Origin of the sequence: Agrobacterium leguminum, from assembly GCF_005144435.2 — a bacterium.
GTDB lineage: Bacteria > Pseudomonadota > Alphaproteobacteria > Rhizobiales > Rhizobiaceae > Agrobacterium > Agrobacterium leguminum.
This window is the reverse complement of the sequence record NZ_CP120211.1, coordinates 1931550-1956911: the sequence shown is the minus strand read 5'-3', so window position 1 is coordinate 1956911 and position 25362 is coordinate 1931550. Positions and strand designations below refer to the sequence as shown.

Annotated in this window: 22 protein-coding genes; 12 read left to right on the top strand and 10 right to left on the bottom strand. The window is 60.0% G+C overall.

The features are described 5' to 3' along the window. Positions 1–125: 125 nt before the first annotated feature. Positions 126–587 carry a tRNA (cytidine(34)-2'-O)-methyltransferase gene (locus CFBP4996_RS09570; protein ID WP_080851200.1) on the bottom strand — a complete coding sequence of 154 codons (462 nt, stop codon included), beginning with the start codon at positions 585–587 and terminating at the stop codon, positions 126–128. 234 nt (positions 588–821) lie between these two features. On the opposite strand from CFBP4996_RS09570, the gene CFBP4996_RS09565 reads away from it, so the two are divergent. From CFBP4996_RS09565 to CFBP4996_RS09550, 4 genes are all read left to right on the top strand, one after another. Then, positions 822–1697 (top strand): phosphodiesterase, encoded by an 876-nt coding sequence (locus tag CFBP4996_RS09565; RefSeq protein WP_080851202.1) that lies wholly within the window; start codon positions 822–824, stop codon positions 1695–1697. A gap of 380 nt (positions 1698–2077) precedes the next feature. Next, positions 2078–3928 (top strand): ABC transporter ATP-binding protein, encoded by a 1851-nt coding sequence (locus tag CFBP4996_RS09560; protein ID WP_080851205.1) that lies wholly within the window; start codon positions 2078–2080, stop codon positions 3926–3928. A 200-nt stretch (positions 3929–4128) separates the two neighbouring features. Next, positions 4129–6135 carry an ABC transporter ATP-binding protein gene (locus CFBP4996_RS09555; protein WP_424243862.1) on the top strand — a complete coding sequence of 669 codons (2007 nt, stop codon included), beginning with the start codon at positions 4129–4131 and terminating at the stop codon, positions 6133–6135. A gap of 197 nt (positions 6136–6332) precedes the next feature. Further along, a complete protein-coding gene (locus CFBP4996_RS09550) occupies positions 6333–8249 on the top strand; it encodes a methyl-accepting chemotaxis protein (protein ID WP_080851209.1) in 1917 nt (638 codons plus the stop codon). Positions 8250–8322: 73 nt separating this feature from the next. Here CFBP4996_RS09550 and CFBP4996_RS09545 read toward each other — a convergent pair whose 3' ends face one another. Then, entirely contained in the window at positions 8323–9255 is a 933-nt protein-coding gene (locus CFBP4996_RS09545) for an endonuclease/exonuclease/phosphatase family protein (protein ID WP_080851212.1), read from the bottom strand. 309 nt (positions 9256–9564) lie between these two features. On the opposite strand from CFBP4996_RS09545, the gene petA reads away from it, so the two are divergent. The 5 genes from petA to CFBP4996_RS09520 all read left to right on the top strand — a co-directional run bounded on the left by petA (position 9565) and on the right by CFBP4996_RS09520 (position 13498). Further along, positions 9565–10143 carry a ubiquinol-cytochrome c reductase iron-sulfur subunit gene (gene petA / locus CFBP4996_RS09540; protein WP_035239587.1) on the top strand — a complete coding sequence of 193 codons (579 nt, stop codon included), beginning with the start codon at positions 9565–9567 and terminating at the stop codon, positions 10141–10143. 14 nt (positions 10144–10157) lie between these two features. Then, the gene (locus CFBP4996_RS09535; protein ID WP_080851214.1) at positions 10158–11480 is read left to right on the top strand and encodes a cytochrome b; all 1323 of its coding nucleotides are present in this window, start codon (positions 10158–10160) and stop codon (positions 11478–11480) included. Positions 11481–11502: 22 nt separating this feature from the next. Then, positions 11503–12387 (top strand): cytochrome c1, encoded by an 885-nt coding sequence (locus CFBP4996_RS09530; protein ID WP_003523103.1) that lies wholly within the window; start codon positions 11503–11505, stop codon positions 12385–12387. Between the two features lie 83 nt (positions 12388–12470). After that, complete coding sequence (locus CFBP4996_RS09525; RefSeq protein ID WP_080853115.1) at positions 12471–12863, top strand: GFA family protein; 393 nt, start codon at positions 12471–12473, stop codon at positions 12861–12863. Between the two features lie 92 nt (positions 12864–12955). After that, entirely contained in the window at positions 12956–13498 is a 543-nt protein-coding gene (locus CFBP4996_RS09520) for an adenine phosphoribosyltransferase (protein WP_003494623.1), read from the top strand. A gap of 43 nt (positions 13499–13541) precedes the next feature. Here the strand turns inward: CFBP4996_RS09520 and CFBP4996_RS09515 are convergent, their stop codons facing one another. The 3 genes from CFBP4996_RS09515 to ychF all read right to left on the bottom strand — a co-directional run bounded on the left by CFBP4996_RS09515 (position 13542) and on the right by ychF (position 15876). After that, positions 13542–14009 carry a MaoC family dehydratase gene (locus CFBP4996_RS09515; RefSeq protein WP_080851217.1) on the bottom strand — a complete coding sequence of 156 codons (468 nt, stop codon included), beginning with the start codon at positions 14007–14009 and terminating at the stop codon, positions 13542–13544. Further along, positions 14006–14479, bottom strand: coding sequence for a MaoC family dehydratase (locus tag CFBP4996_RS09510; RefSeq protein ID WP_065655710.1), 474 nt, complete (start codon positions 14477–14479; stop codon positions 14006–14008). The genes CFBP4996_RS09515 and CFBP4996_RS09510 overlap by 4 nt, the downstream gene beginning before the upstream one ends. A gap of 293 nt (positions 14480–14772) precedes the next feature. Beyond that, positions 14773–15876, bottom strand: coding sequence for a redox-regulated ATPase YchF (ychF, locus tag CFBP4996_RS09505; protein WP_035260423.1), 1104 nt, complete (start codon positions 15874–15876; stop codon positions 14773–14775). Between the two features lie 241 nt (positions 15877–16117). Here ychF and clpS point away from each other — a divergent pair, with 241 nt between their 5' ends. Next, a complete protein-coding gene (clpS, locus tag CFBP4996_RS09500) occupies positions 16118–16429 on the top strand; it encodes an ATP-dependent Clp protease adapter ClpS (RefSeq protein WP_080853116.1) in 312 nt (103 codons plus the stop codon). Between the two features lie 3 nt (positions 16430–16432). Here clpS and CFBP4996_RS09495 read toward each other — a convergent pair whose 3' ends face one another. From CFBP4996_RS09495 to CFBP4996_RS09475, 5 genes are all read right to left on the bottom strand, one after another. Then, on the bottom strand, positions 16433–16885 hold the full coding sequence (locus CFBP4996_RS09495; RefSeq protein ID WP_059757412.1) for a GNAT family N-acetyltransferase: 453 nt from the start codon (positions 16883–16885) through the stop codon (positions 16433–16435). 7 nt (positions 16886–16892) lie between these two features. Continuing rightward, positions 16893–17600: an aminoacyl-tRNA hydrolase gene (gene pth / locus CFBP4996_RS09490; protein WP_080851219.1), complete on the bottom strand. Its 708-nt coding sequence runs from the start codon at positions 17598–17600 to the stop codon at positions 16893–16895. Between the two features lie 118 nt (positions 17601–17718). Further along, positions 17719–18432 (bottom strand): substrate-binding periplasmic protein, encoded by a 714-nt coding sequence (locus CFBP4996_RS09485; RefSeq protein WP_080853117.1) that lies wholly within the window; start codon positions 18430–18432, stop codon positions 17719–17721. A gap of 17 nt (positions 18433–18449) precedes the next feature. Continuing rightward, entirely contained in the window at positions 18450–20837 is a 2388-nt protein-coding gene (locus CFBP4996_RS09480; RefSeq protein WP_080851221.1) for a putative bifunctional diguanylate cyclase/phosphodiesterase, read from the bottom strand. Between the two features lie 297 nt (positions 20838–21134). Further along, positions 21135–21743 carry a 50S ribosomal protein L25/general stress protein Ctc gene (locus CFBP4996_RS09475; protein WP_004430287.1) on the bottom strand — a complete coding sequence of 203 codons (609 nt, stop codon included), beginning with the start codon at positions 21741–21743 and terminating at the stop codon, positions 21135–21137. Between the two features lie 305 nt (positions 21744–22048). Here CFBP4996_RS09475 and CFBP4996_RS09470 point away from each other — a divergent pair, with 305 nt between their 5' ends. Further along, on the top strand, positions 22049–24133 hold the full coding sequence (locus CFBP4996_RS09470; RefSeq protein WP_080851224.1) for a putative bifunctional diguanylate cyclase/phosphodiesterase: 2085 nt from the start codon (positions 22049–22051) through the stop codon (positions 24131–24133). Between the two features lie 105 nt (positions 24134–24238). Next, complete coding sequence (locus CFBP4996_RS09465) at positions 24239–25198, top strand: helix-turn-helix domain-containing protein (protein ID WP_080853118.1); 960 nt, start codon at positions 24239–24241, stop codon at positions 25196–25198. Positions 25199–25362: the final 164 nt, after the last annotated feature.

Genomic DNA, 25362 nt, shown 5'->3' with positions numbered 1-25362 from the left:
TTTTATTGTCCGGCTAATCAGTATAGGAGCCTCGATGCCCTCGGTACAGGCCGGGTTGCGACAGTTTTGAAGTAAAAACGGTCAAATTTTGTATTTGCCCGAAAAATTGGCGTTAAAAGTGACGCCTATGCCCATGCCACCTGACGCAAAGCCTCGCCGGCGATCATCGCCGCCGACATGGCGACGTTGATGGAGCGTTGTCCCGCCACCATGGGGATGATGATTCGCACCTGCGCCTTTTCATGCACATGGTCGGGTACGCCCGCACTTTCGCGGCCGAAAAGCAGGATGTCATCCGTGCGATAGGCGATCTTCGTATAGGGCAGGGCGGCTTTGGTGGAGGCGAGAACGAGACGGCGGCCGGTGGTTGCCCGCCATTCCTCGAAACGCTCCCAGCTGACATGGCGCGTCAGCGCCGCCGCCGCGATATAATCCATGCCCGCCCGTTTCAGATTACGGTCGGAAATATCGAAACCGGCCGGCTCGATGATGTCGACGCCGAGGCCGAGACAGGCGGCCAGTCGCAGGATGGTGCCGGTATTGCCGGGAATATCGGGCTGGTAAAGGGCGATCCTGATGTCGGGCATGGACGTCTCACTGCGGTTGGTCTGCCCGTCCGATTATCACGGGCAGGGGCCGGGCGACAGCTATGCTGTGAAAAGTCCCTTTGAGGCGTCGTTCCCGGCCGGATGTTCATTCGCGTGACACACAGGGCGGCTACCCATTCACCGGAACATCGTCGGGCTTGCCGGGACCATCGCGAATGGTCGGGACAGGCCGTTTCGAGCCGGATTTTCTGCACGCAACAACAGGAGGACACCATGTCCGAACGGGTGAATTTCGTCCATCTGACCGATCTGCATGTGGGCAATCCGCAGGTGCAGGACGATGATCTTTATTCCGAGACCTCGGCCACGCTTTCCGCGACGCTTGCGCAGATCAAGGCGCTCGTGCCGCCGCCTGAATTCATCGTCGCCAGCGGCGATCTGACCAACAGGGGCGATGCCGGCAGCTATGAGGAACTCAAGCGGCTGATGGCGGAAGCGGAACTCGATATGCCGGCGCTCTTCGCGCTCGGCAATCACGACCGCCGCGATGGTTTCTACCCGGTCATGCTCGACCGCCATGAGGATCTGGACGAGCCCTATGACCATGCCGAGGTCATTGCCGGTATCCACATCATCGTCATGGATACCAGCGTTCCGGGCAAGGTCGGCGGCGCTTTCGAGCCGGGGCAGATCGAATGGCTGGAGGATGAGCTGGAAAACCACCCAGAACTGCCGAAGCTGCTGGTGATGCACCATGCGCCGGCGCTCGATTTCGACCGCCCGGATGCGGAGTGGGAATCGCTTTCCTTCGCGGATACCGAGGCTCTGGACGAGGTGCTGTTCGAGCATGATGTCATCGGCATTCTTGCGGGCCACATTCACTACGACCGCATGTCGCATTGGCAGGGCATTCCCGTCGTGGTCGGCATCGGCCAGCATTTCGCCACCGATCCGCTTTGGCTGCATGAGGGCGTGCGCATGTTGTCCGGTGCGTCCTTCGCCATTGGTACGATAAGGGACACGGGGCTCACCGTTACCTTCGCGCCGCAGCCTAGCGATCGCCGGGAATTGAAGCGTCATACGCAGGCCGGAATGGCCGAGTTGATCGCGAGCTATGAGAGCGCAGAGGCGCAGGACGCGGCCGAATAGGGCGACGTGCGCATCGTTTAACGGGCGGAGACCTCGCGGGGTCGTCTCCGCCCGTTCGCCTTTGGGCGGCACCTGCATGTTTTCTCGCGTATTCGGTGTCTTTCCGACTGGTCATTGACTAAATTTTGCGCTACAAGGCCATATCTTCAACACCAGCCAAGGGAGGTTCTCATGCTAAATGATGTTCGTATTCGCCTCCCGGCCCCAGTCGTGCCGCTGCTGGCTTAGGTGTTACTCCGCGGTTCGCCCGCGTTTCCCATTTTTCGATTCGTCATGTGGCTGTCACGGCCATATCCAAAGACTTTTCCGTTCTGTCGTGAGCCATATTTGTGTCCGCTCACCATGTCACGATGGAGCGATTGATTGCCGGAGCTTGGCCTATGTTTGGCTGGTTTGAAAAACGCCTCGATCCTTTTCCCTCTTCGGCGCCCTCCGTGCCGCCAAAGAAGCTTTTGCCGTTCCTGTGGCATTATGTGAAGCCCGCATGGCCATGGCTCCTGCTGCTTGGCCTGATGTCCATGGGCATCGCGATTGCGGAAGCCATGCTCTACAAATTCCTCGGCAATATCGTCGACTGGCTTTCCACGGCCAATCGCGAGACTTTTTTTGCCGATGAGGGCTGGCATCTGATCGGCATGGCGGCGCTGGTGCTCTTCGTGCTGCCGCTGATGGGTGCCGTCCACACCATGACGATGCACCAGACGCTTGCCGGCAATTTCGGCATGATCGCGCGCTGGAAGATGCACCGTTTCCTGCTGCGCCACTCCATGAACTTCTTCGCCAACGAGTTTGCCGGCCGCGTTTCCACCAAGGTGATGCAGACGGCGCTGGCGATCCGCGAAGTGGCGCTGAAGGTGATCGACGTCTTCGTTTATGCGATCAGCTTCGTCGTCTCAATGCTGTTCATGGTCGCGGCCGCGGACTGGCGGCTGGTTATTCCGCTGCTGGTCTGGCTCGGTATCTATATGGCCATCCTCGCTTATTTCGTGCCGAAGCTCGGCCGGCTGGCGCAGGAGCAGGCCGATGCACGCTCGATGATGACGGGCCGGATCGTCGACAGTTACACCAACATCTCGACGATCAAGCTGTTTTCCCATGCGGGGCGCGAGGAAAGATATGCGCGTGAGGGCATGAACGTGTTTCTCGGAACCGTTCACCGCCAGATGCGCAAGATTTCCGGCTTCAACATCCTGATCGACCTCAACAACGCCCTGGTGCTGTTTTCCACGGCGGCGCTCGGTCTTTATTTCTGGATGCAGGGTTCGGTCACGGCCGGTTCGGTCGCCATCGCCATTAGCCTTGCCATGCGCGTCAACGGCATGTCGCAGTGGATCATGTGGGAAGTCACCTCGCTGTTCGAAAATATCGGCACGGTCTATGACGGCATGTCGATGATGACGAAGCCGCACGATATCGTCGACGTTCCGAAAGCGCCTGAGCTTGCGGCCCCGCAGGGCGCGATCCGTTACGACAATGTCCGTTTCCACTACGGCAAGAACAAGGGCGTGATCGACGGGCTGACGCTCGACATCAAACCGGGCGAAAAGGTCGGTCTGGTCGGGCGTTCGGGTGCGGGCAAGACGACGCTGATGAACCTGCTTCTACGTTTCTACGATCTGGAAGCGGGCAGGATCACCATCGACGGGCAGGACATCTCGAAGGTGTCACAGGACAGCCTGCGCGAGCTGATCGGCGTCGTGACGCAGGATACCTCGCTGCTGCACAGGTCCATCCGCGACAACATCGCCTATGGTCACCCCGAGGCCACGGACGAGCAGGTGATCGCGGCGGCGAAGCGGGCGAATGCCTGGGACTTCATCGAAACGCTTGTCGACATGCATGGCCGTCAGGGCCTCGATGCGCAGGTGGGCGAACGCGGCGTGAAGCTCTCCGGCGGTCAGCGCCAGCGTATCGCAATCGCCCGCGTCTTCCTCAAGAACGCGCCGATCCTGGTGCTGGACGAGGCGACTTCGGCGCTCGACTCGGAAGTCGAGGCGGCGATCCAGGAAAACCTGTTCTCGCTGATGGAAGGCAAGACGGTGATCGCGATCGCCCACCGCCTTTCGACACTGACGGAAATGGACCGGCTCATCATCCTCGACAAGGGCCGGATCGTGGAGGCGGGCAGCCATGCGGAGCTGGTGGCGATGGGCGGTATCTATGCCGATCTGTGGCGGCGCCAGTCCGGCGGCTTCATCGCCGACCATGAGGCGGAAGTGGCCGCGGAATAAGGAGAAGCGAGAGGGCGGCAAGCATGGTTTCCCGCCCTCTCGCCTATGATATGTGCGCTAACCTCTCCTCCGTCATGCCGGCCTTGAGCCGGCATCCAGCCACGGCGCGTCTGCGCCGTGAGTGGAGTCTTTTGCGATCAAGGACTTGATCGCGCTGGACCCCGGATCAAGTCCGGGGTGACGGTGTGGGGATGCAGCCGATGCGCAAAATATCGCTGGGTCGATTTAAGGGCGGGGAACATTTCCCGCCCTTTTTCATTCCCCGAATGTTACCGAAATATAATCTCTTCCCGAAGCCTTCGCGGCTGTTCCCGCTCCGGGAATCCGCCTATATCCGGATCATGGTTATTACCCGCATCTTCGAGTTTTTCGAGAACTGGATAAAGCCCTTCGCCCGCAAGGACGATTTGCGGCCGCCTGAAAGCACGTTCGCCTTTATCTGGTTCTACATCTCGCAGGCCAAGGCGCCGTTTTTCGCCATGCTGGTGCTCGGCGGGCTGACGGCGGCCATCGAGGCGGCGCTGTTCTGGTTCGTCGGGCGGCTGGTGGATATTCTCTCCACCGTGAAGCCGGAAGAGGGCTGGGCGGGGCTGCTTGCGGCCCATGGCGGCGAGCTGGTGGGCATGCTGGTGCTGATCGGCGTCGTGCGTTTTATCGTCACCATGGTAACGGCGCTGGTGGATCAGCAGATCATCACGCCCGGTTTTTACAATCTGGTGCGCTGGCAATCCTATATGCATGTGGCGCGGCAATCGCTGACCTTCTTCCAGAACGATTTTTCCGGCCGCATCGTCACCAAGGTCTGGTCGGGCGGGCAGGCGGCGGGCGATCTCGTCACCTCGTTGATGGAAAGCGTGTGGTTCGTCGGCATTTATTCCGTTTCCATGCTGTTCCTGATTGGCGGGCTGGACTGGCGGCTTGCAGTCGTCGTTGTCGTCTGGGTGGGGATATTCTCGCTGCTGGCGCGCTATTTCGTGCCGCGTATCCGCTATCATTCCAAGGAAACGGCGGAAGCCGCGTCGATGCTTTCCGGCCGCATGGTGGATGCCTATAGCAATATCCAGACGCTCCGGCTGTTCGGGCGCGATGATGCCAATGACCGCTACATGCGGCAGGGTTTCGACATTTTCCAGCATGCGACCATGACATTCACCCGGTTCATCACCGGCGTGCGCGCCTCCATGGCGCTGTTGTCCGGCGTGATGATCACCTCCATGGCGGCGCTCTGCATCGATCTGTGGCTTTCCGGCAAGATCAGTTCCGGTGCGGTGGCCTTCACGCTGGCGCTGGTGCTGCGCCTCAATTTCCTGCTCGGCCGGCTGATGACGCAGTTCAACGGCATCATGCGCAATTTCGGCACGGTGCAGAATGCCGCCGAGCTGATTTCGCAGCCGATCGGTCTCGTCGATGCGCCGGAGGCGACGGTGCTGGAGGTCAGGAAGCCGGGCATACGTTTCGAAAATGTCAGCTTCCATTACGGGCGCGCGAACGGCGTCATCGACCATCTCAACCTCGAAATCAGGGCGGGCGAGAAGGTTGGCATCGTCGGACGCTCTGGGGCGGGAAAATCCACCCTCGTCAATCTGCTCCTGCGTTTTTACGATGTCGAAAAAGGCCGCATCCTGATCGATGGGCAGGATATCGCCAGAGTGACGCAGGAATCGCTGCGCGCCCATATCGGCATGGTCACGCAGGATACGTCGCTGCTGCATCGCTCCATTCGCGACAATATCCTGTTCGGCCGCAACGACGCCACCGAAGCGCAATTGCAGGAGGCGACGCGGCGCGCCAAGGCGGATGATTTCATCGCCAGGCTCGAGGATCAGCGCGGCCGCAAGGGGTTCGACGCGCATGTGGGCGAACGCGGCGTGAAATTGTCCGGCGGCCAGCGCCAGCGCATCGCAATCGCCCGCGTGATGCTGAAGGACGCACCGATCCTCGTGCTCGATGAGGCGACGTCGGCGCTCGATTCAGAGGTGGAGGCGGCGATCCAGAGCAATCTGGACGAGCTGATGCAGGGCAAGACGGTTCTGGCCATCGCCCACCGCTTGTCGACGATTGCCGCTCTCGACCGGCTGATCGTGATGGATCAGGGACGCATCGTCGAACAGGGCAGCCATTCCGATCTGGTCATGCAGGGCGGTCTTTATTCGGAGCTCTGGGCGCGGCAGTCGGGCGGTTTTCTTGCCGCTGAGGAAACCGTCTGAGGCCGTCCACGCAGACCGGGTGTTTATTTCATATGCATAAATATAAAATCAACGGTTGCTTATATCTGCGAATATGCGAGTTGAAAAAAGATTTATTCAACTCAAAATTTATAATGATGCGGTAAGCTCTTGTTTATCGGTGCGTGCAAAAACAGGTCTGCGGGAGGAACGCGCTCTTTTTTTGTGGATCGAAAACAATGCATATTTTCAGAATTCGTATACTTCTGCCGGCATTGTTCGGCATCACCGTTCTCTTTTCCATCGCCCAGGGGATTGCAAGCATGCGATCTGTGGCGGAAATGGATCGACAGGCCAGCAATATCGTTCTGCGCATGGAGCGATCATTGATTGTCGCTGATCTTGGCGACAGGCTCAACGATATCCGCCGCAATTATCTGGCGGTCATGACCTCCGCTACACCGGAGGCCAGGAACGCCCTGTTCCAGCGGATACTAAAAGCGCAAGAAGAGCGCGTGCAGGCGTTCGATATCTATGCCGCTGAATTGAAAAGCCCCTCTATCATTGAGAAATTCCAGCGCCTGAATGTAATGGTCGCAAATTATGAAGCCATGGGTGCGGAGCTGAAAAAAATCGTCATCACCGGCGATGTTGACGCTGCGCGGGCGCAGGTTGCGCGCATGACACCGGTGGGTAATGCCGCCGGCGCGCTGATGAAAGAGATGATCGAGGATAATCGCCAGCGTGGACTGGCGGACCAGCAGGCGGCGGAAGCGGCCGGACATTTTGCCTTCTTCATGTCCCTTGGCGGCATGCTGGTTGCCGCCGCGGTCGCGCTCGTTGCCGCGCTCTTCAGTTTCCTACGCATTTCGCGCCCGATTAACGATATTACCCGCGCCATGAATGGACTGGCTGCCGGCGATAATGACAGCTCCATTCCGCATTCCGGCCGCAGGGACGAGATTGGCGAAATGGCTGCGGCTGTTGCCGTATTCCGCGACAATGCCATCGAACGCGAGCGGCTAGAGCGGGAAGCCGAGGTCAACCGCAGCCTCAGCGAGCAGGAGCGCACCGAGCAAGAGGCACGGAAGGCGCAGGAAGCGGAAGAAATCCGTTTTGCCGTTGAAAACCTGGGCGCGGGGCTGAAGAAACTGTCGCGGGGCGACATGACCTGCCGGCTGGACGCCGCCTTTGCCGAACGCCTTGATGGCCTGCGCGGCGATTTCAACGAATCCGTTGCGACGCTGCAGGCGGCGTTGCGCTCGGTTGGTGAGAATGCCGGCGCCATCGATGCGGGCGCCGGCGAGATACTGGCGGCGGCGGGCGATCTTTCCCATCGCACCGAGCAGCAGGCTTCGTCCGTCGAGGAAACCGCAGCGGCGCTGGAGCAGGTGACGACAGCGGTGAAGGATTCGGCACAGCGTGCCGCCGAGGCCGGCGAGATCGTGGAGCGGGCACGCGAAAGTGCTGAAATGTCCGGTCAAATCGTCACGCGCACGGTTCTGGCGGTGCAGGATATCGAAAAATCCGCCAATGAGATCAGCAATATCATCAGTGTCATCGATGAGATTGCCTTCCAGACCAACCTGCTGGCGCTGAATGCTGGGGTGGAGGCCGCGCGTGCGGGCGACGCCGGCAAGGGTTTCGCCGTGGTGGCGCAGGAGGTGCGTGAGCTGGCGCAGCGTTCCGCCAATGCTGCCAAGGAGATCAAGGTTCTCATTCACCGTTCCGGCGAGCAGGTCCGTGAGGGCGTCGCGCTGGTCGGCAGAACCGGAGAGGCGCTCGCGGGGATCGTGGACGAGGTGAGGGAGATCAACCGCCACGTCGCATCCATCGTCACTTCCACGCGTGAGCAGTCGACCGGCCTTTCCGAAATCAGCGCCGCCGTGAACCTGATGGATCAGGGCACTCAGAAAAACGCGGCCATGGTGGAACAGACGACGGCGGCCAGCGGCAGCCTTGCTTCGCAGGCGAGCGCCCTCAATATGCTTCTTGCGCAGTTCAAATTGCGGGATGCGGCGGAAAACATTCTTGTGGCCGGCCCGGCTTCGGTTCCGCAGCCTTCGCCCGCACGCGCCATGGGGCAAAAAATTGCTGCCGCCTTCGGGGGCGGACGGCAGGCCGCCGCTTCGGCGCAGGAATGGTCGGAGTTCTGAACCGCATCCGCGATCTCGAGAAACATGGACGGCGGCTTTCGGGCCGCCGTTTTCTTTCGGCGCATGTCTGCCGCTACCGGCCGATCATGAAATCCGCCATCAGGCCGTAATGATTGGAACCGAGGCTGTCGGGCAGTCGGGTGGTTTTCATCAGCGTCGCCGGTTCGCGGGCGAAGATGTGGTCGATGGCGATGCCGAAGCGGCCGGCCTCTGTCGGCCATGTGGCGGGTTCGAAGGTCGCTTTCTTCAGATCGTTGGCGGCGAGGAAAGCGCGCATGTCAGGGGCGATGCTGGCCGAATTGAAATCTCCGGCGAGAATGAGCGGCCCGGTGACGCGAAAGAGAATTTCACTCGCTTCATCGAGTTCGTCGCGATGATAATCGTCGAAATAGGGCTTGGTGATATGCCCGGCGGCGAGCGTCAGTTCCGTGCCGTCGAGATCGATATGGGCTATGGCGAACCGATCCCGCCGAAGATCGCTGAGGCTGTGGAAACGGGCTTCCAGCAACGGTCTTTTTGACAGGATGACCAGATCGCATCCCGGCGTTCCGGTGTAGCAGCCAAGCCTGTGCGGATAGGTTTGCTGCAGACGCGGCAGGGCCGATTTAAGCGCCGCCGCCTCGAAGAGATAGACGGCATCCGCGCCCGATTCGACAATCGTGTTGGCAATTGCATCCGCATTGGCGGCATTGTCCATCAGCACGTTGAAGGACAGCAGCCGGAAGGGTTTGGCGCCCGGCGCGGGGGTGGCGGATGTGGAAAATTCCAGAAGCATGGCAATGGCATGGATGGCGAGCGCAAGCGACCAGACGACGAGGAGCGCCGAAACCGCGTCGCGCGTCAGCCAGAAAACGAGGCATGACAGCAGGATACAGATGATGGCGATGTGTAGCTGGAAACTGGTGACGAAGGCGAGAAGCCAGAAATCCGTCACATAACGCAGGCTGGCGACGAAAAGAACGGCAGCCACTGCCGTGGAGACCATGCAAGAGAGCTTCGCCGTCATCCGAATCCCTGCTTTCCGCGCTCTCCCTTGAAGTCTCCTAACATGGTGCATGGATGCGCACAATGTTGCCCGCCTGCCAAGGACGGCGAAAAAATGCGAGCCAAATCGGCCCCCTCCGGCAGAATTACGGCAGCTTTGTGTGCTTTGCTCTTGCCAAGTCAGTCAATATTTTGCGATCAAACACATGACGCGGTTTCTCAAATGCCGCGAGAATGACCAGGACGATGGGACGGAGTTTGTCTTGGATCAAATCATAGCGGGAGGACTCATGCGATTTACGGCAAAAACAGCGCAGAGGATGGTGTAGCGGTGAGCGAGCACGTAACCAATCACGACGCTTCGGGTGAACCGACCCGTCGCGATTTTCTTTACCTAGTGACGGGAATGGCGGGCGCTGTCGGTGCCGCCGCAGTTGCATGGCCCTTTATCGACCAGATGCGTCCCGATGCATCGACGCTGGCGCTCGCCTCCATCGAGGTGGATGTCACGGCCGTCGAGCCGGGCATGTCGCTTACCGTGAAGTGGCGCGGCAAGCCGATTTTCATCCGCAACCGCACGGAGAAGGAAATCGAGGAAGCCAAGGCCGTCGCCCTCGGCGATCTGAAGGATCCCGTGGCGCGCAATGCCAACATCGCCGCCGACGCGCAGGCGACGGATATCGACCGCTCCGCCGGCGAGGGCAAGGAAAACTGGATCGTCATGGTCGGTTCCTGTACCCATCTCGGTTGCATCCCGCTCGGCCAGGCCGGCGATTTCGGCGGGTGGTTCTGTCCCTGCCATGGCTCGCACTACGATACGGCGGGCCGCATACGTAAGGGTCCGGCGCCGCAGAACCTCGCCATCCCGACATTTGCATTCACATCCGATACCGTGATCAAGATCGGATAAGGGGACAGATATTCATGAGTGGTCATTCCAGTTATCAGCCGTCCACCGGCATCGAAAGGTGGATCGATTCGCGGCTTCCCTTGCCGCGCATGATCTATGACAGCTTCGTTGCCTATCCTGTCCCGCGTAACCTGAACTACGCCTACACCTTCGGCGCGATGCTTTCCGTCATGCTGCTGGTGCAAATCCTCACCGGCGTCGTGCTGGCCATGCATTATGCGGCCGAAACGACGGTCGCCTTCAATTCCGTCGAAAAGATCATGCGCGACGTCAACCACGGCTGGCTGCTGCGCTACATGCATGCCAACGGTGCGTCGTTCTTCTTCATCGCGGTTTATCTGCATATCGCCCGCGGCCTTTATTACGGCTCCTACAAGGCGCCGCGCGAAATCCTCTGGATTCTCGGCTGCGTGATCTTCCTGCTGATGATGGCGACGGGCTTCATGGGCTACGTTCTGCCTTGGGGCCAGATGTCCTTCTGGGGCGCAACCGTTATCACCGGTTTCTTCACGGCTTTCCCGGCCATCGGCGAATGGATCCAGCAGTTTCTGCTCGGCGGCTTTGCCGTTGATCAGCCGACGCTGAACCGCTTCTTTGCGCTTCATTATCTGCTGCCCTTCATGATCGCAGGCGTCGTGATCCTGCACATCTGGGCGCTGCATGTGACCGGCCAGACCAACCCGACCGGCGTTGAAGTGAAGAGCAAGACCGACACGGTTCCCTTCACACCCTATGCGACGCTGAAGGATGCGCTCGGTGTTTCCGTGTTCCTGATCGGTTATGCCTGGTTTGTGTTCTACATGCCGAACTTCCTTGGCCACCCCGACAACTACATCATGGCCGATCCGCTGAAGACGCCGGCGCATATCGTTCCGGAATGGTACTTCCTGCCGTTCTACGCCATGCTGCGCGCCATCACCTTCAACATCTGGATCATCGATTCCAAGCTGGGCGGCGTTCTCGTGATGTTCGGCGCGATCGTCGTGCTGTTCTTCCTGCCCTGGCTCGATACGTCGAAGGTGCGTTCCGCCGTCTATCGTCCCTGGTACAAGATGTTCTTCTGGCTGTTCGTGGTCAATGCCATCATGCTCGGCTGGCTGGGTTCTCGCCCGGCGGAAGGAACTGGCCTGTTCGGCCTGCTCACCGGCGATCTGAAAGGCAATTATGTCGGCTATTCGCAGCTCGGCACGCTTTATTATTTCGGTTTCTTCCTCGTCATCATGCCGATCCTCGGTCTGGTCGAAACGCCCCGGCGTATTCCGAATTCGATTACCGAGGCCGTTCTCGAAAAGAACGCCGCCAAGACGGGTGCCGCATCTGCGGCTGCCGAAGTCTGAGCGCGAAGGAAGGATGACGACAATGAAGAAGCTTGTAACGAGCATCGCGCTTTTCGCCGCCATCGGCTGTTCCGCCGCCGCCTTCGCGGCGGAGGAGAGTCATGATCTCGCCGCCCAGACGGAGCACGCGATTGCCGGGGGTCACTTCCCGGTCATCAAGCCCGAGGAGCAGAGCTGGTCCTTTGCCGGACCCTTCGGCAAATACGACAAGGGCCAGCTTCAGCGCGGTCTGAAGGTCTATAAGGAAGTCTGCTCCGCCTGCCATTCCATGAGCCTCGTTTCCTTCCGCACGCTGGAGGATCTCGGTTATTCGGACGAGCAGGTGAAGGCTTTCGCCGCGGAATATGAAGTGCAGGACGGGCCGAACGCCGATGGTGAAATGTATAATCGCAAGGCCGTGCCTTCCGATCATTTCCCTTCGCCTTTCCCGAACCATGAGGCGGCTGCCGCCGCCAACGGTGGGGCGGCCCCGCCCGACATGTCGCTGCTCGCCAAGGCGCGCGGCGTGGAGCGCGGCTTTCCGCAATTCCTCATCGACATGATCCCGATCGTCGGCGGTTATCAGGAAGGCGGCCCGGACTACATCCATGCGCTGCTGACCGGATATCAGGATCCGCCGGCCGGCGTTGAAGTGTCGGAAGGCACACATTTCAACCCGTATTTCGTCAGCGCAGCCGCGCTGAAGATGGCGCCGCCGATCAGTGCCGATCAGGTAACCTATGACGACGGCGCGCCGCAGACCGTGGACCAATATTCCAAGGACGTTGCTGCGTTCCTGATGTGGGCGGCAGAACCGCATCTGGAAGAGCGCAAGCGCACCGGCTTCATGGTCATGGTGTTCCTGTTCATCTTCACGGCGCTGATCTATCTCACCAAGAAATCGGTCTACGCCAACAAGGAACATTGATCGGCATCCAGAAGATGCTGTCAGTCATTGGCCCCCACGGTCTTCCGTGGGGGCCTTTTCATGTGTCGAGAGGGATGGTGGAAATGACGACAATTCGTAACGGCGGCTGCCTGTGCGGCTCCATCCGCTTTGAAGCGAAGGGCGAGCCCGGCAATCCGCACACTTGCTCCTGCGATATCTGCCAGCGGCATTCCGGTGCGCCCAGCCTTGCCTGGGTGGAGTTCGAGAAGGATGCGGTGACGTGGACGGGAGAGGGCGGCGCGCCTTCGACTTTCCGATCCTCCGATTATTCCAGCCGGGCTTTCTGCCCGATCTGCGGCAGCACGCTTGGCGCCATCGACGACGCGCCGACGGTTGCGCTGGTCTCGGGAAGTTTCGATGACAGGGAAGATGAGGCGCTGCGGCCCCTGTCGCATTCCTTCGAGGATGTCTGCCCGGTCTGGGCGCAGATCGAGGGAATGTCGCCGGCGGAATGAGCGCCGGCCCTTTTTAGTTGGTCCGCAGCCGTCAAGTTGATAGGGTGGCCCGAACCTTCTGATCCATTTCCCTTATCTCAACTGGAAATACCATGACCGTTATCGCTTCGGAGCTTTCCGCTGCCATCCGTTCCATTCCCGACTATCCGAAGCCGGGCATCATCTTCCGGGACATCACGACGCTGCTCGGCAACCCCCGCGCTTTTCGCCGTGCCGTGGACGAACTCGTGCAACCCTATGCGGGAACGAAGATTGACAAGATCGCCGGCATGGAAGCACGCGGCTTCATTCTGGGCGGTGCGGTGGCGCATCAGCTATCGGCCGGTTTCGTGCCGATCCGCAAAAAGGGCAAGCTGCCGCACACCACCGTCCGCGTCGCCTACAGCCTTGAATACGGCGTCGATGAAATGGAAATGCATGTGGATGCGGTCCAGCCGGGCGAAAAGGTCATTCTGGTCGACGACCTGATTGCTACCGGCGGCACTGCCGAAGGCGCGGTCAAGCTACTGCGGCAGATGGGTGCGGAGATTGTTTCCGCCTGTTTCGTTATCGATCTGCCCGATCTCGGTGGCCGCAAGAAGCTGGAAGACCTTGGCGTCGAGGTGCGGACGCTGGTGGAGTTTTCCGGCCACTGAAATGGTAACGGGGCAATGGTGACGCTGTTGCCCCGACGCTTTTCTATTCGAATTCCAGAACCCCGCTCTGGAAGGTCATCACTGTTTCTCCCGACTGGTTGAGGCCCTCGTTAAATGTGGTGTTCAGCCAGACGCCGGCTCTGGATTCCAGCGCTCGGGTCTCGAGCAGGGTCACGAAATAGGTGACATCGTCTCCGGCGAAGACCGGTTTTTTCCATTTGAGTTCGCGAAAGCCGGGGGAGGGGCCGAGTTTGGGCGGCTCAAGGCCCTGTAGCTTCAATCTTTTCACCTCTTTGGCCCAGTGAGAGAGGAAGCATTTCATCCAGCCTGCGCCGGTGTGCCAGCCGGAAGCGCAGAGAGCGCCGAAAACGCTGTTCTTTGCGGCTTCCGCATCGAGATGAAAGGGCTGCGGATCGAAGTCGCGGGCAAAACGGATGATGTCTTCGGCGGAAAAATGCAGCGTATCGAGGGTGATACGTTCGCCGATGGGAGAAAGTTCTGCCAGTTTCATGCTGCAACGCCTCCATTGCCGCGCATCAGGAACATCACGGTGTTTTCGCCGTGCGATACCAGAACGCCACGCTGGTTATAAAGCTCGTGGCGTAATTTCACGAGGCCGATGCCGGGGCGCGAGGCGGAGGGCCGCTGTTCCAGCACGATGGATTTTCCGACAAGCGTATCGCCCGCCAGAACCGGCTTTTTCCAGTCGACGAAATCGATTCCGGGGCTGCCCTGCGAGGTCGAGTTCGAGATGTAGCTGTCCGCCATCATCCGCATCAGCAGGCTGCAGGTGTGCCAGCCGGAAGCCGCCAGACCGCCGAGAATGCTCTGGCGGCCCGCCTCTTCGGAAAGATGCATCGGCTGTGGGTCGAATTCGCTGGCGAAGGCGATGATCTGCTCTGCGGAAATCGATTGCGGGCCCAAAGGAAATTCCCGACCGACGGAAAAATCCTCATAGGCATATGTCGCGACCGGCGTCATGGTTTCCTCCCTTCGCACAGTCAATATCGGTGGCATCTAAAATGATTTTTCCCTTTACGTAAAGGTCAAATCGAGGGTGCGATGCGGAGGAATGGGGCGAGCGGGTGCCACTTGTTTCTTCTCCCCCGAGGGGGAGAAGGTCGCGGCAGCGGGATGAGGGGGCGAGGGTAGAGATATTCGGAGAGCTTGCCCCCTCATCCGACCCTTCGGGCCACCTTCTCCCCGGCGGGGAGAAGAAACCGTGCCGCGATGTCCGGGCGACTAAGCCCCGACCGTCCTCACCTCAACCCAGATCAGGTATTGAAGCGGAAGTGGATGACGTCGCCGTCCTGAACCACATATTCCTTGCCTTCGTCGCGAGCCTTGCCGGCTTCCTTCGCGCCGACTTCGCCCTTGAAGGCGACATAGTCGTTGTAAGCGATGGTGTTGGCGCGGATGAAGCCGCGTTCGAAATCGGAGTGGATGACGCCGGCGGCCTGCGGGGCCTTGGTGCCGCGCTCGATGGTCCAGGCGCGGCATTCCTTCGGGCCGACGGTGAAATAGGTGATGAGATCGAGCAGCTTGTAGCCGGCGCGGATCAGGCGGTCGAGGCCTGCTTCCTCGAGCCCGAGGGCCGAGAGGAATTCCTTCGCCTCTTCATCGGGAAGCTGTGCGACTTCGGATTCGATCGCCGCGGAGATGACGACGGATTCGGCGCCCTGGGCCTTGGCCATTTCGGCTACGGCCTTGGTATGTTCGTTGCCGTCGACGGCGTCGCTTTCGGCGACGTTGCAGACGTAGAGGACTGGATGCGCGGTCAGCAGGTTGAGGCCCTGAAGGATGCGCAGTTCCTCGGCATCGAGCGTGGAGAGCAGGGTGCGGACCGGCTTGCCTTCGTTCAGAAGCTTCAGCGAGGCTTCCATCAGCGGCAGCTGCGCCAGCGATTCCTTATCCTTGCCGGTGGCGCGTTTGCGGGTCTGTTCCGTGCGGCGCTCAAGGCTTTCGAGATCGGAAAGCATCAGCTCGGTCTCGATGGTTTCGGCATCGGCCACGGGGTTGATGCGGCCTTCGACGTGGGTGATGTCGTCATCCTCGAAGCAGCGCAGAACGTGAACCACGGCGTCCACTTCGCGGATATTGGCGAGGAACTGGTTGCCGAGGCCTTCGCCCTTCGATGCGCCGCGCACCAGGCCGGCAATATCCACGAAGGAGATGCGGGTGGGGATGATTTCCTTCGAGCCGGCAATGTCGGCAAGGATTTTCATGCGCGCATCCGGAACCGCCACTTCGCCGGTGTTAGGCTCGATGGTGCAGAAGGGATAGTTGGCCGCCTGCGCCGCTGCCGTTTTCGTCAGCGCGTTGAAGAGAGTGGACTTGCCGACATTTGGCAATCCAACGATACCGCATTTGAAGCCCATGGCTTGAAACCTGTCCGTTTGAAAGAATTCGTTGAGGAGCCTTTTGCGGAAAGGGCAGGGCAAGGTCAAGCCCGCGGGCCGATTTGTGCGGGCAAAGCACCTTTAATGGTGCGGAATTTCGGGCAGGGTTGCCGATGCCGCGGTTGCGGCGCAATATGAGCGGGTCAAGCGATCGATCTTTCGTCATCAACGGGGTTTTCCCATGAACAACCGCGATGAGCGACAGGCACGAGCGACCATGATGAGTGACAGTCCTGTCGATCTCAAGCCGAAACCGAAAGTCAAACCGAAGCTGGAGCGGCCGAAGCTCTACAAGATCATTCTGCTGAATGACGACTATACGCCGCGTGAGTTCGTTACCGTCGTCCTGAAAGCCGTCTTCCGCATGAGCGAGGAAACCGGCCACCGGGTGATGATGACGGCGCACCGCTTCGGCAGCGCGGTCGTCGTTGTCTGCGAGCGCGATATCGCCGAGACCAAGGCCAAGGAAGCGACCGATCTCGGCAAGGAAGCGGGATTTCCGCTGATGTTCACCACCGAGCCGGAGGAGTGAGCGTTAATCCTGCCGGATCTGGAAACCCGTCTTGTTCTGCACGAAACCGCAGCTTTCGTAAAAGGCGTGAACCTCCGGACGCTGCCGGCCGGTCAACAGCATCACCTTGTAGCAGTTCGCCGCAAAAGCGGCCTCGACGGCATGGCGCACCACCGCGCGGCCATATCCGCGGCCACGACGGTTTTCCAGCGTCACCACGTTTTCGATAAGGGCATAGGGACGGGCGGCGCGCGTCAGGTTCGGAACGATCTGCAGCGTGGCGGTGGCGACCGCTTCTTCGCCTTCGGTCGCAAGAAACACGGTCAGGCCCGGCTGGGCGAGCATGGCCGCGAAAGCCGTGTTCGCTTCTTCTGCCGTCATTTCAGGGTCGGACGGATTGAGCGCCCGGTAAAGGTCAAGCAATCCGGCCAGATCGCCGGCTGCGGCTGCGCGCGGGACGGTGGGCTCCGAAGACATTCGCGATCTAGTCCTTCTTGCTGAACATGCGTTTCAGCATTTCGGCCATCGGGCCGGTTTCCGGCAGCTTTTTCGGCTGGGCGCTGTTGCGTGCCTGATGGATATGGGACTGTGCAGCGGGCTTGGCCAGCTTTTCGGCTTCCGGCTTGCTGCCCGTGGCCAGCGCCAGCTTGTTCATCAGCTGCGAATCCTCGGCTTTCACCAGCATGGCGGCATTGTCGGCAATGGCGTCCAGAAGCGGATCGAGCCAGACCCGGTCTGCCTTGGCGAAATCGCCGAGTACGTGGCCGTGCACCCGTTCCTTGTCACCGGGATGGCCGATGCCGAGCCGCAGGCGGCGATAGTCCTTGCCGCAATGGGCGTCGAGCGATTTCAGGCCATTGTGACCGCCATGGCCGCCGCCGGTCTTGATGCGGGCGCGGCCGGCCGGCAAATCCAGTTCGTCATGGATGGCGATGATGTCTGCCGGCGCAAGCTTGAAGAAGCGCATGGCTTCGCCGACGGACTCACCCGAAAGGTTCATATAGGTCAGCGGCTTCATCAGCAGGACCTTCTCGCCGCCGATCTCGCCTTCGGAAATCTCCGCCTTGAATTTTCTCGACCAGGGCGCAAAGGACGGCAGGCGCTGCAGCGCATCGACGGCCATGAAGCCGATATTGTGACGGTTTACCGCATATTGCGCGCCGGGATTACCAAGTCCTGCGATGATCTTCATGGGGCATGTCCGCGTTTTGCCTGATGATGCTGTTGTCACCACCCCGAAAACCGCCGGCTGTCAATCTTTTTATGAGTTTTGCTTTTTACGAGTTTTGCGGGAACGCCGAACCGGCCGCTTATGGGCTGACGAGATTATAGCGGTCGAATATTCGCTGCTGCGTTCCATCGGCGATCAGCCTGTCCAGCCGGGCCTGTAATTTCGCGATGACCTCGTCGGGCACGCTTTTGTTGCAGGCAAGCCCAAGCTGTTGCCGGGTGAGGGTTATCACTTCCCTGAACGTGTCGGCGGGCAGGCTTTTGAAGGTGCTTTCAGACATGGGCATCAGGTCGATGCGGCCGGCCTTCAGCTTGTGAAGCGTGATCTCGAAATCCGCGCCGACATCCACCTGCGGGAAACCGAGCTTTTCCAGAAGCGCTTCGGTGTAATCTCCACGCTGGGTTCCCACTCGATATTTCTTGGCTTCCTCAAGGCTGGAGGCTTCGATATTCGCGTTGCGGCGCGCCACGAGAATGTTGCGGTCGATATGGATCGGTGTGACCCATTTGAACTGCTTTTCCCGCTCCGGCGTTCTCGCAGCGGCAAAGACGCAGTGCATGGCCTGCGTTCTGGCCAGTGCGATGGCCCGCGCCCAGGGCATGACGGCGACTTCGTAACTGGTGCCGGTGTCCTCGAGCACGGTTCTGAGCTGGTCGAAATAGACACCCCGCACGCTGCCGTCGCTGGCCTGCAGATTATAGGGCGGATAGACCTCGGTGGTCAGGAAGAGCTTGGCCGCGCTGGCCGGAGTGGCGAGCGCAAGAAAGATCAGGCAAAAGCGGATCAATCCCATGGCTGCCCCCTGCCGGTTCATGCTTGCCGCGCCGCGGTGCGGTTTTGCCCGGACGCCGTATCGAGTGAGGTGATCAGCCTTTCGACCGGTTGCGGACGTGCGAAGAAATAACCCTGCCCGAAATCCGCGCCTATATCGGTCAGAAGCGCCTTCTGTTCTTCCGTCTCGACGCCCTCGGCAATGACGGCGCAGTTCATCTTGTGCGAGATGGCCGCGATGCCTTCGACCAGCATGCGGTTGCGCTGCCTGATGTCCATCCTGTCGTCGCAGATCGAGCGGGTGAAGGACTGGTCGATCTTGACGATATCGACCGGAAAACGGCTGAGATAGCTGAGCGAGGAATAACCGGTGCCGAAATCATCCAGCGCGATGCGGCAGCCGAGCTGGTGGATGGCATTGAGGATCGCCCGGATTTGCGGATCGTCCTTCATGATAACGGCTTCGGTGATCTCGATGACCAGCCGTCTGGGAAGAATGCCATGGCGGTGCAGAACGCCGGCGATGCGCGTCGGCAATCCCGGTTCGAATTGCAACGGCGAGAAATTCACCGCCACATAGGTCTGGTCCATGCCCGGCAGGCGCGACAGCCTGGCGAGATTGGCGATCGACTGATCGAGAATGACATTGCCGATGCGGTGGATAGTGCCGTTTTCTTCCGCAAGGCTGACGATTGCGGCCGGAGAAAGCAGGCCCTTGTCCGGGTGGTTGAGACGCAGCAGCGCCTCGAAACCCGCCGTCTGGCCGGTGGCGAGGTTTTGAATCGGCTGGAAATAGGCCTCGAACCAGTCTTCGGAAAGCGCCTGCGCGATATCCCGTTCCAGCTCCGCATGTTCGCGCGCACGGTCCATGATCGAGCTGTCGAAGACCTGCGAGCCGTTCTTGCCCGTGCGCTTGCGGGTATACATCGCCATGTCGGCATTCTGCAAAAGCTCGGAGGCGCTGGCGGCGTGCAGGGGATAGACCGCCATGCCGATGCTGGCGCTGAGGCGGATGCTGTTGCTTTCGATCTCGAAGGGCGTGTCGAGCATGGCGCAGATGCGCTCGCAGAATTGCAGGGCGCGCTCTTCCACCTTGTCGCCGGCCAGAAGAATAGCGAATTCGTCGCCGCCAAGCCGCGATGCGCTGTCCAGCGGCGTCAGCAGCGGTTCGAGCTTCAACGTGAACTGTTTGAGAACGGCGTCGCCCGCGGCATGGCCGAGATTGTCGTTGATCGCCTTGAACCGGTCGAGGTCGATGAACAGGCAGGCCAGCTCGCTGCCATTGCGGTCCGCATCGCGGATTTGCAGGTCGAGAATGGCCTCGAAGCCCTGGCGGTTGAAAAGGCCGGTCAGGTGGTCGGAAATGGCCTGCTGGCGGTTGCGCTTTTCCGACTGGCGCAGTTCGGTCACGTCCGTCATGACGCAGAGGCAGGTGCTCTGATGGGCCGTATCGCCGGAATCGAGGGCCTTTTCGAGGATGAGCGCATCCATGAGGCTGCCATCCATGCAATGGAAACGCACGGTAATGCCGCTATGCGAGGCATCGGGCAAGGGATGAGCCGTCTTGCGCTGCTGAAAAAGAAGCCGGTCATCGGGATGGATGAGATCGGCGAAATTCAGGCCGAGTATACGGGTGCGGTCGTAACCGGTCGCCTGCACCCAATAGTCACTGACGGCGGCAATGCGGTCGTGCCTGTCGAGCGAAAACAGCATGGCGGGCGTGCGGTTGTAGATTTCCGTCTTGCGCTCATGTGCGTTCTTGATCTCCAGCTCTTCCTTTTCGAGCTGGGTCTGCATTTCGTTGAAGCTTTTCGCCAGCCGGCCGATTTCGTCCTTCGAACGCCAGTCGACGTGGTGGCGCGAACCGAGACGCCGCGTCGCCTCGATGGCGGCCGCGAGCCGCATCAGCGGACGGATGACCATGAAGCGGTTGCCGGCGATGGCGGCAAGAACGATGGTAAGGACGGCGAGGATGAAAATCGTGATGAAGGCCAGTTCGGTGCGGCTCAACGAGGTCAGAAGGCTGACATTGTCGTAATAGATCGTCAGTTGCCCGACGGTGACGGAGCCCTTCGTGGTCTTGTAGGTGACTTCACGCGTCGTCGAGGCTGCATCCTGAATGATGTCGCTGCCGGCCGTCTGGACGATATCGAGCTGGCCGGAGGTATCCCTGACCTCGACCATCCTGATCACGGGGTCGGAGATGAGGGTGCCGGTAATCTGATTTATGGTGTCGTCATCAAGGTCCCACAGGGGCCGGGCAAGCGCCTGCGCATTGGTCGACAGCAGAATCTCAAGGTGGTTACGCTGGCTGCGAATAGCTTCGTGATAGGAGAGCGTCAGCAAAAGCGTGAAGAGCGGGGCGACCACTGTAAGAAGTGCGCCGGAAACAATCGCGATAAAGCGACTTTCGACGGAATGAGCCATGTTCGATTGCAGCTACCCTTTGCCCCAGACTTGCTGCGCCCCGTTTCGTCCGCCCGGAGGGTTTTGCGAGGGTTTTCGGCAAAAGCCTGTTTTCCCACGCATTTCCTCAGCCCGGCCGGTGTTCCACGACAGCGCGAGGGTATCGTTTCATGGAAGTGTTAATCGACACTGAAACGGGTTCCGTATCAGGTGAGGATGGCAAGTTTTCTGGTTTTAAAGTTCATAAAAACTAAAAGGCCCGTTCCGAAAACGGAACGGGCCTCATTGTTCAAAGCTGTCCGGCCTTGCGGCCGCCGATTATTCCTCGGAAGCTTCTTCGGTCGTTTCTTCTGCAACGCCGCCAGCCGGAGCGACGATCGTTGCGATCGTGAAGTCACGGTCGGCGATAACCGGCGTGATGTTCTTCGGCAGCTTCACATTCGAAATGTGGACGTTGTCGCCGATCTTCAGACCAGCGAGATCGACCGTGATGAATTCTGGAATGTCGTTGGCCGGGCAGTGGAATTCCACCGTGTGGCGAACGATGTTCAGAACGCCGCCGATCTTGATGTCCGACTTTTCTTCGTTGACGAAGTGAACCGGAACTTCGACGTTGACGAGCGTGTTGCCCGAAACGCGCAGGAAGTCGACGTGCATGGTGAAGTCGCGGACCGGATCAAGCTGGTAGTCCTTCGGGAGAACCTTGATCTTCTTGCCGTCGACGTCGATGATCGCAACCGTCGTCATGAAACCGCCGGCGTGGATACGCTTGGTGACTTCGTTGGTCGACAGGGCGATGGAAATGGGGGCCTGCTTGTCACCATAGATGACAGCGGGAATCAAACCGTTGCGGCGAAGTTCACGAGAGGACCCCTTACCAACTCGTTCGCGCGCCTCGGCCTTGAGCTCATACGATTCTTTGCTCATGGCAATTCCTTTCGAGGTTATATGGAGAGTTCACGCCGAACGAAGCGGCTTGAACCGGAGAGGCCAAAGGCCATCCCGCCCGCGTTGCCTCCAAGGGTGTCTACACGGGTGCGGGCGCTATAATACAAACGGGGCATAAAGACAAGAGCGGCCCGTTTTTCACGGGTGCCGCTTTATAATTTTATTAGTGCTCACTAATTCACTCGTTTGTTGCAACCTTTAATATATGCTTATCCATGCACATAAACCGGGTGAAAACTTGGCGAATGATAAGGCTACGCAAAATTCCAATTGCGTAGATGACAATGCTCAAAGTTCTCCAGTGCCTCACCATCGATCACGACTATCGATACACCGCCGCAGCGGTCTTCGTCTGCATGCTGGGCAGTTTCGTCTCGATGCGCCTTTTTTCGAAAGCACGTCTGGCAACGGGCGTGCAGAAGGTCAACTGGCTGTTTCTGGCGGGTGTCAATGGCGGGGCGGCGATATGGACCACCCATTTCGTCGCGATGTTGGGCTATGTCGCGGCGGGCGATGTCGGATACGATCCCTATCTCACCGGGCTGTCGCTTCTGATCGCCATTACCACAACGACTGCCGGCTTCGGCATTTCCGCCTATGGCGGGCGCAGCGTGCTGGTGGAAGCCGGTGGCGTCGTCCTCGGCCTCGGCATTGCTGCGATGCACTATACCGGCATGGCTGCCTATAATGTTCAGGGCATGATTTTCTGGGATCAGGCCTATGTCATCGCCTCGCTGATATTGGGGGCCGTGCTGGGCGCCATTGCGGTCAATCGCATTGCCCGGCCTCTCAACCGTTTCTGCCAGTATAGCGCGGTGGCGTTTCTCATTCTGGCCATTGCCTCGATGCACTATACCGGCATGGCGTCGATGTCCTTCGCTTTCGACCCGCGCATCGTCATTCCGGAAAACCTGCTGCCGCCGGCCATCATGGGCGGAGGCGCCATTGCGGTGACGCTTCTGCTTCTGGCGCTCGGGCTCTCAACTTATGTCATCGATGCGCAGTCCACCCAGCAGGCGGTTGCCCGCTATCGCCATCTTTCGTTGCACGATCCGCTGACGGGTATTCCCAACCGGGCGGCATTCATCGAGCATCTCAATCGCCGCACACGCCATGTCTCGATGGGGGCGCATACGGCGCTTCTGTCCATCGATCTCGACCGTTTCAAGGAAATCAATGACGTGCATGGCCATGCGGCGGGCGACGCCGTGCTGCGCGCCATCGCCGACCGCGCGAGTTCCGTGCTGAAGACCGGAGAGTTTCTGGCGCGCATGGGCGGCGATGAATTCGTGGCGATGACCCATTCCTACTACACCCGCGCCGATGGCGCGGAATTCGCCCAGCGATTGATCGAGCAGATCAGCAAGCCGGTGGAATGGAACGGGCAGACATTTTCGGTCGGGGCAAGCGTCGGCATATCGGTTCGCAATACCGGCTCCATCGATGCCGATACGCTGATGGCCCAGGCGGATGTCGCCATGTACCGGGCAAAAAGCGGTACTTCGGACACCATATGCTTTTACGACAAATCCATGGACGAGGCCGCGCGTGAGCGCAACGTGCTGGCCGTCGCCATGCGCAGCGGCCTCGCCAATAACGAGTTCGAGCTTTATTACCAGCAGCAGAACGACACCAAAAGCGGCAGCATCGTCGGTTTCGAAGCGCTTTTGCGCTGGAACCATCCCGAACGCGGCATGGTCTCCCCGGCCGAATTCATTCCGATCGCCGAACAGACCGGCTTTATCGTCGAACTGGGCGAATGGGTTCTGAGAGAAGCCTGCGCGCAGGCCGCTCAGTGGAAAAAATCGCTCGCCATTGCCGTAAACGTCGCGCCGCAGCAGCTTGCGGATAATGATTTCCCCGACAAGGTTGAGAAAATTCTCGCCGAGACGGGGCTTGCGCCGGAAAGGCTCGAGCTGGAAATCACCGAAGGCAGCATCATCGCCGACCATCGCCACGCGCTCGTCACCATCCGCAAACTCAAGTCGCTCGGCGTCAAGATCGCCATGGACGACTACGGCACGGGCTATTCCTCGCTTTCGACGCTGCAGAGCTTCCCCTTCGACAAGATCAAGATCGACCGCGCCTTCATCGATGGCCTCTCGACCAACGTGCAGTCGGAGGCGATCGTTCGCTCGACGCTCATTCTGGCGCACAGCCTCAATATTCCGGTGCTTGCGGAAGGCGTCGAAACCAAGGCCCATATCGAGTTCCTGCGGCGTGAAGGCTGCCTGCAGGTGCAGGGCTTCTTTTTCGGCAAGCCCGGTCCGCTGACCTCCATCGCCAATCTCGTGGACGATACGTTCCTTTCGGCCGAGGATGAAACGGACGTGACCGCCGGCCGGCGTTATTTCAAGGCGGTCCGATAGTCTGGCGCCGCCCGCGGCTGCACCCGGCAAGGCCGGTCGCGAAATTTTTTGTTGAAACATGGCCGCTTCCAGCGCACCATCGCCGAAAAGCTTTGGGAGGAGCGTATGCCGACAGACATCGCCCATGCGGAACGCGTGTATGAAACCGCGCGCCATCGTTCCGCCGCCGCAAGTTCTCCGATTGTCGCCTCCTGGCGTCGCTGCATGGTCAAACATCATCTTGCACCGGAGGAAAACCGCAAGCCGATCTTTCTCAACGAATATGAATTCCGCCGCGCCCGCGAAAGTGCGGCCGGCCTGATTGCCGAAAGCACGGATGAACTCGACCGCATTTTCCAAAGCGTCGGCAAATCCGGCTGCTGCCTGCTTTTGACCGACGCGCAGGGCGTTGCGCTGGAGCGCCGCGGCGCTTCGGGCGATGACCGTGATTTCCGGGCGCTTGGCCTCTGGTCCGGGGCGGTCTGGAGCGAAGAAAGCGTGGGCACCAACGGTATCGGCACGGCGCTGGTGGATGAGCGCTCGGTGGTGGTCTACCGCGATCAGCATTTCTTCACATCGAATACCGAACTCTGCTGCACCACGGCCCCCATCCGCGATCATACCGGCCGGGTGACGGGCGCGCTCGATATTTCCACCTGCCGCGACGACATCAACGAGATGACCTTTTCCTTCGTCACCCAGGCGGTGAAGGATGCGGCGCAGCGCATCGAGGGCAATCTTTTCCGCCGCGCCTTTCCGGGTGCGCGCATCGTCGTCGTGCCGAGCGGGTTCGGCGCGGCGCTGTCGCTGCTGGCCGTGGATCAGGACGATCTCGTGCTGGGCGCGACCCGTGCCGCACGCCTTGCGCTGAAGCTGGACGATGCCCGCATCGCGCAGGGACTGCCCGCCGCCGATGTTCTTCAGGAACAGCGCCACGATGGCGGTTCCGACCTTGCGGAAGCGGAACGCTCGGCGCTGCGGCGCGTGTTGTCACGCACCAACGGCAATGTCACGCAGGCCGCTTCGCTGCTCGGCATCAGCCGCGCCACGCTTCACCGCAAGATGAAGAAATTCGACGTGCATTAAAGCGCGTGCGGGTGCGATCCGGCTAATCGTGCCGGATCGAGGCGCCTTTGTCGCAGATGTGAGACAATGTGCGCTGCGGAACCGCGCCGCCCCTCTACCGAACCGCGCCATCTAGGCCCACCTTTCTCCCATGCGATCCGCTGCGGATCGTTTTCATCAGGGAG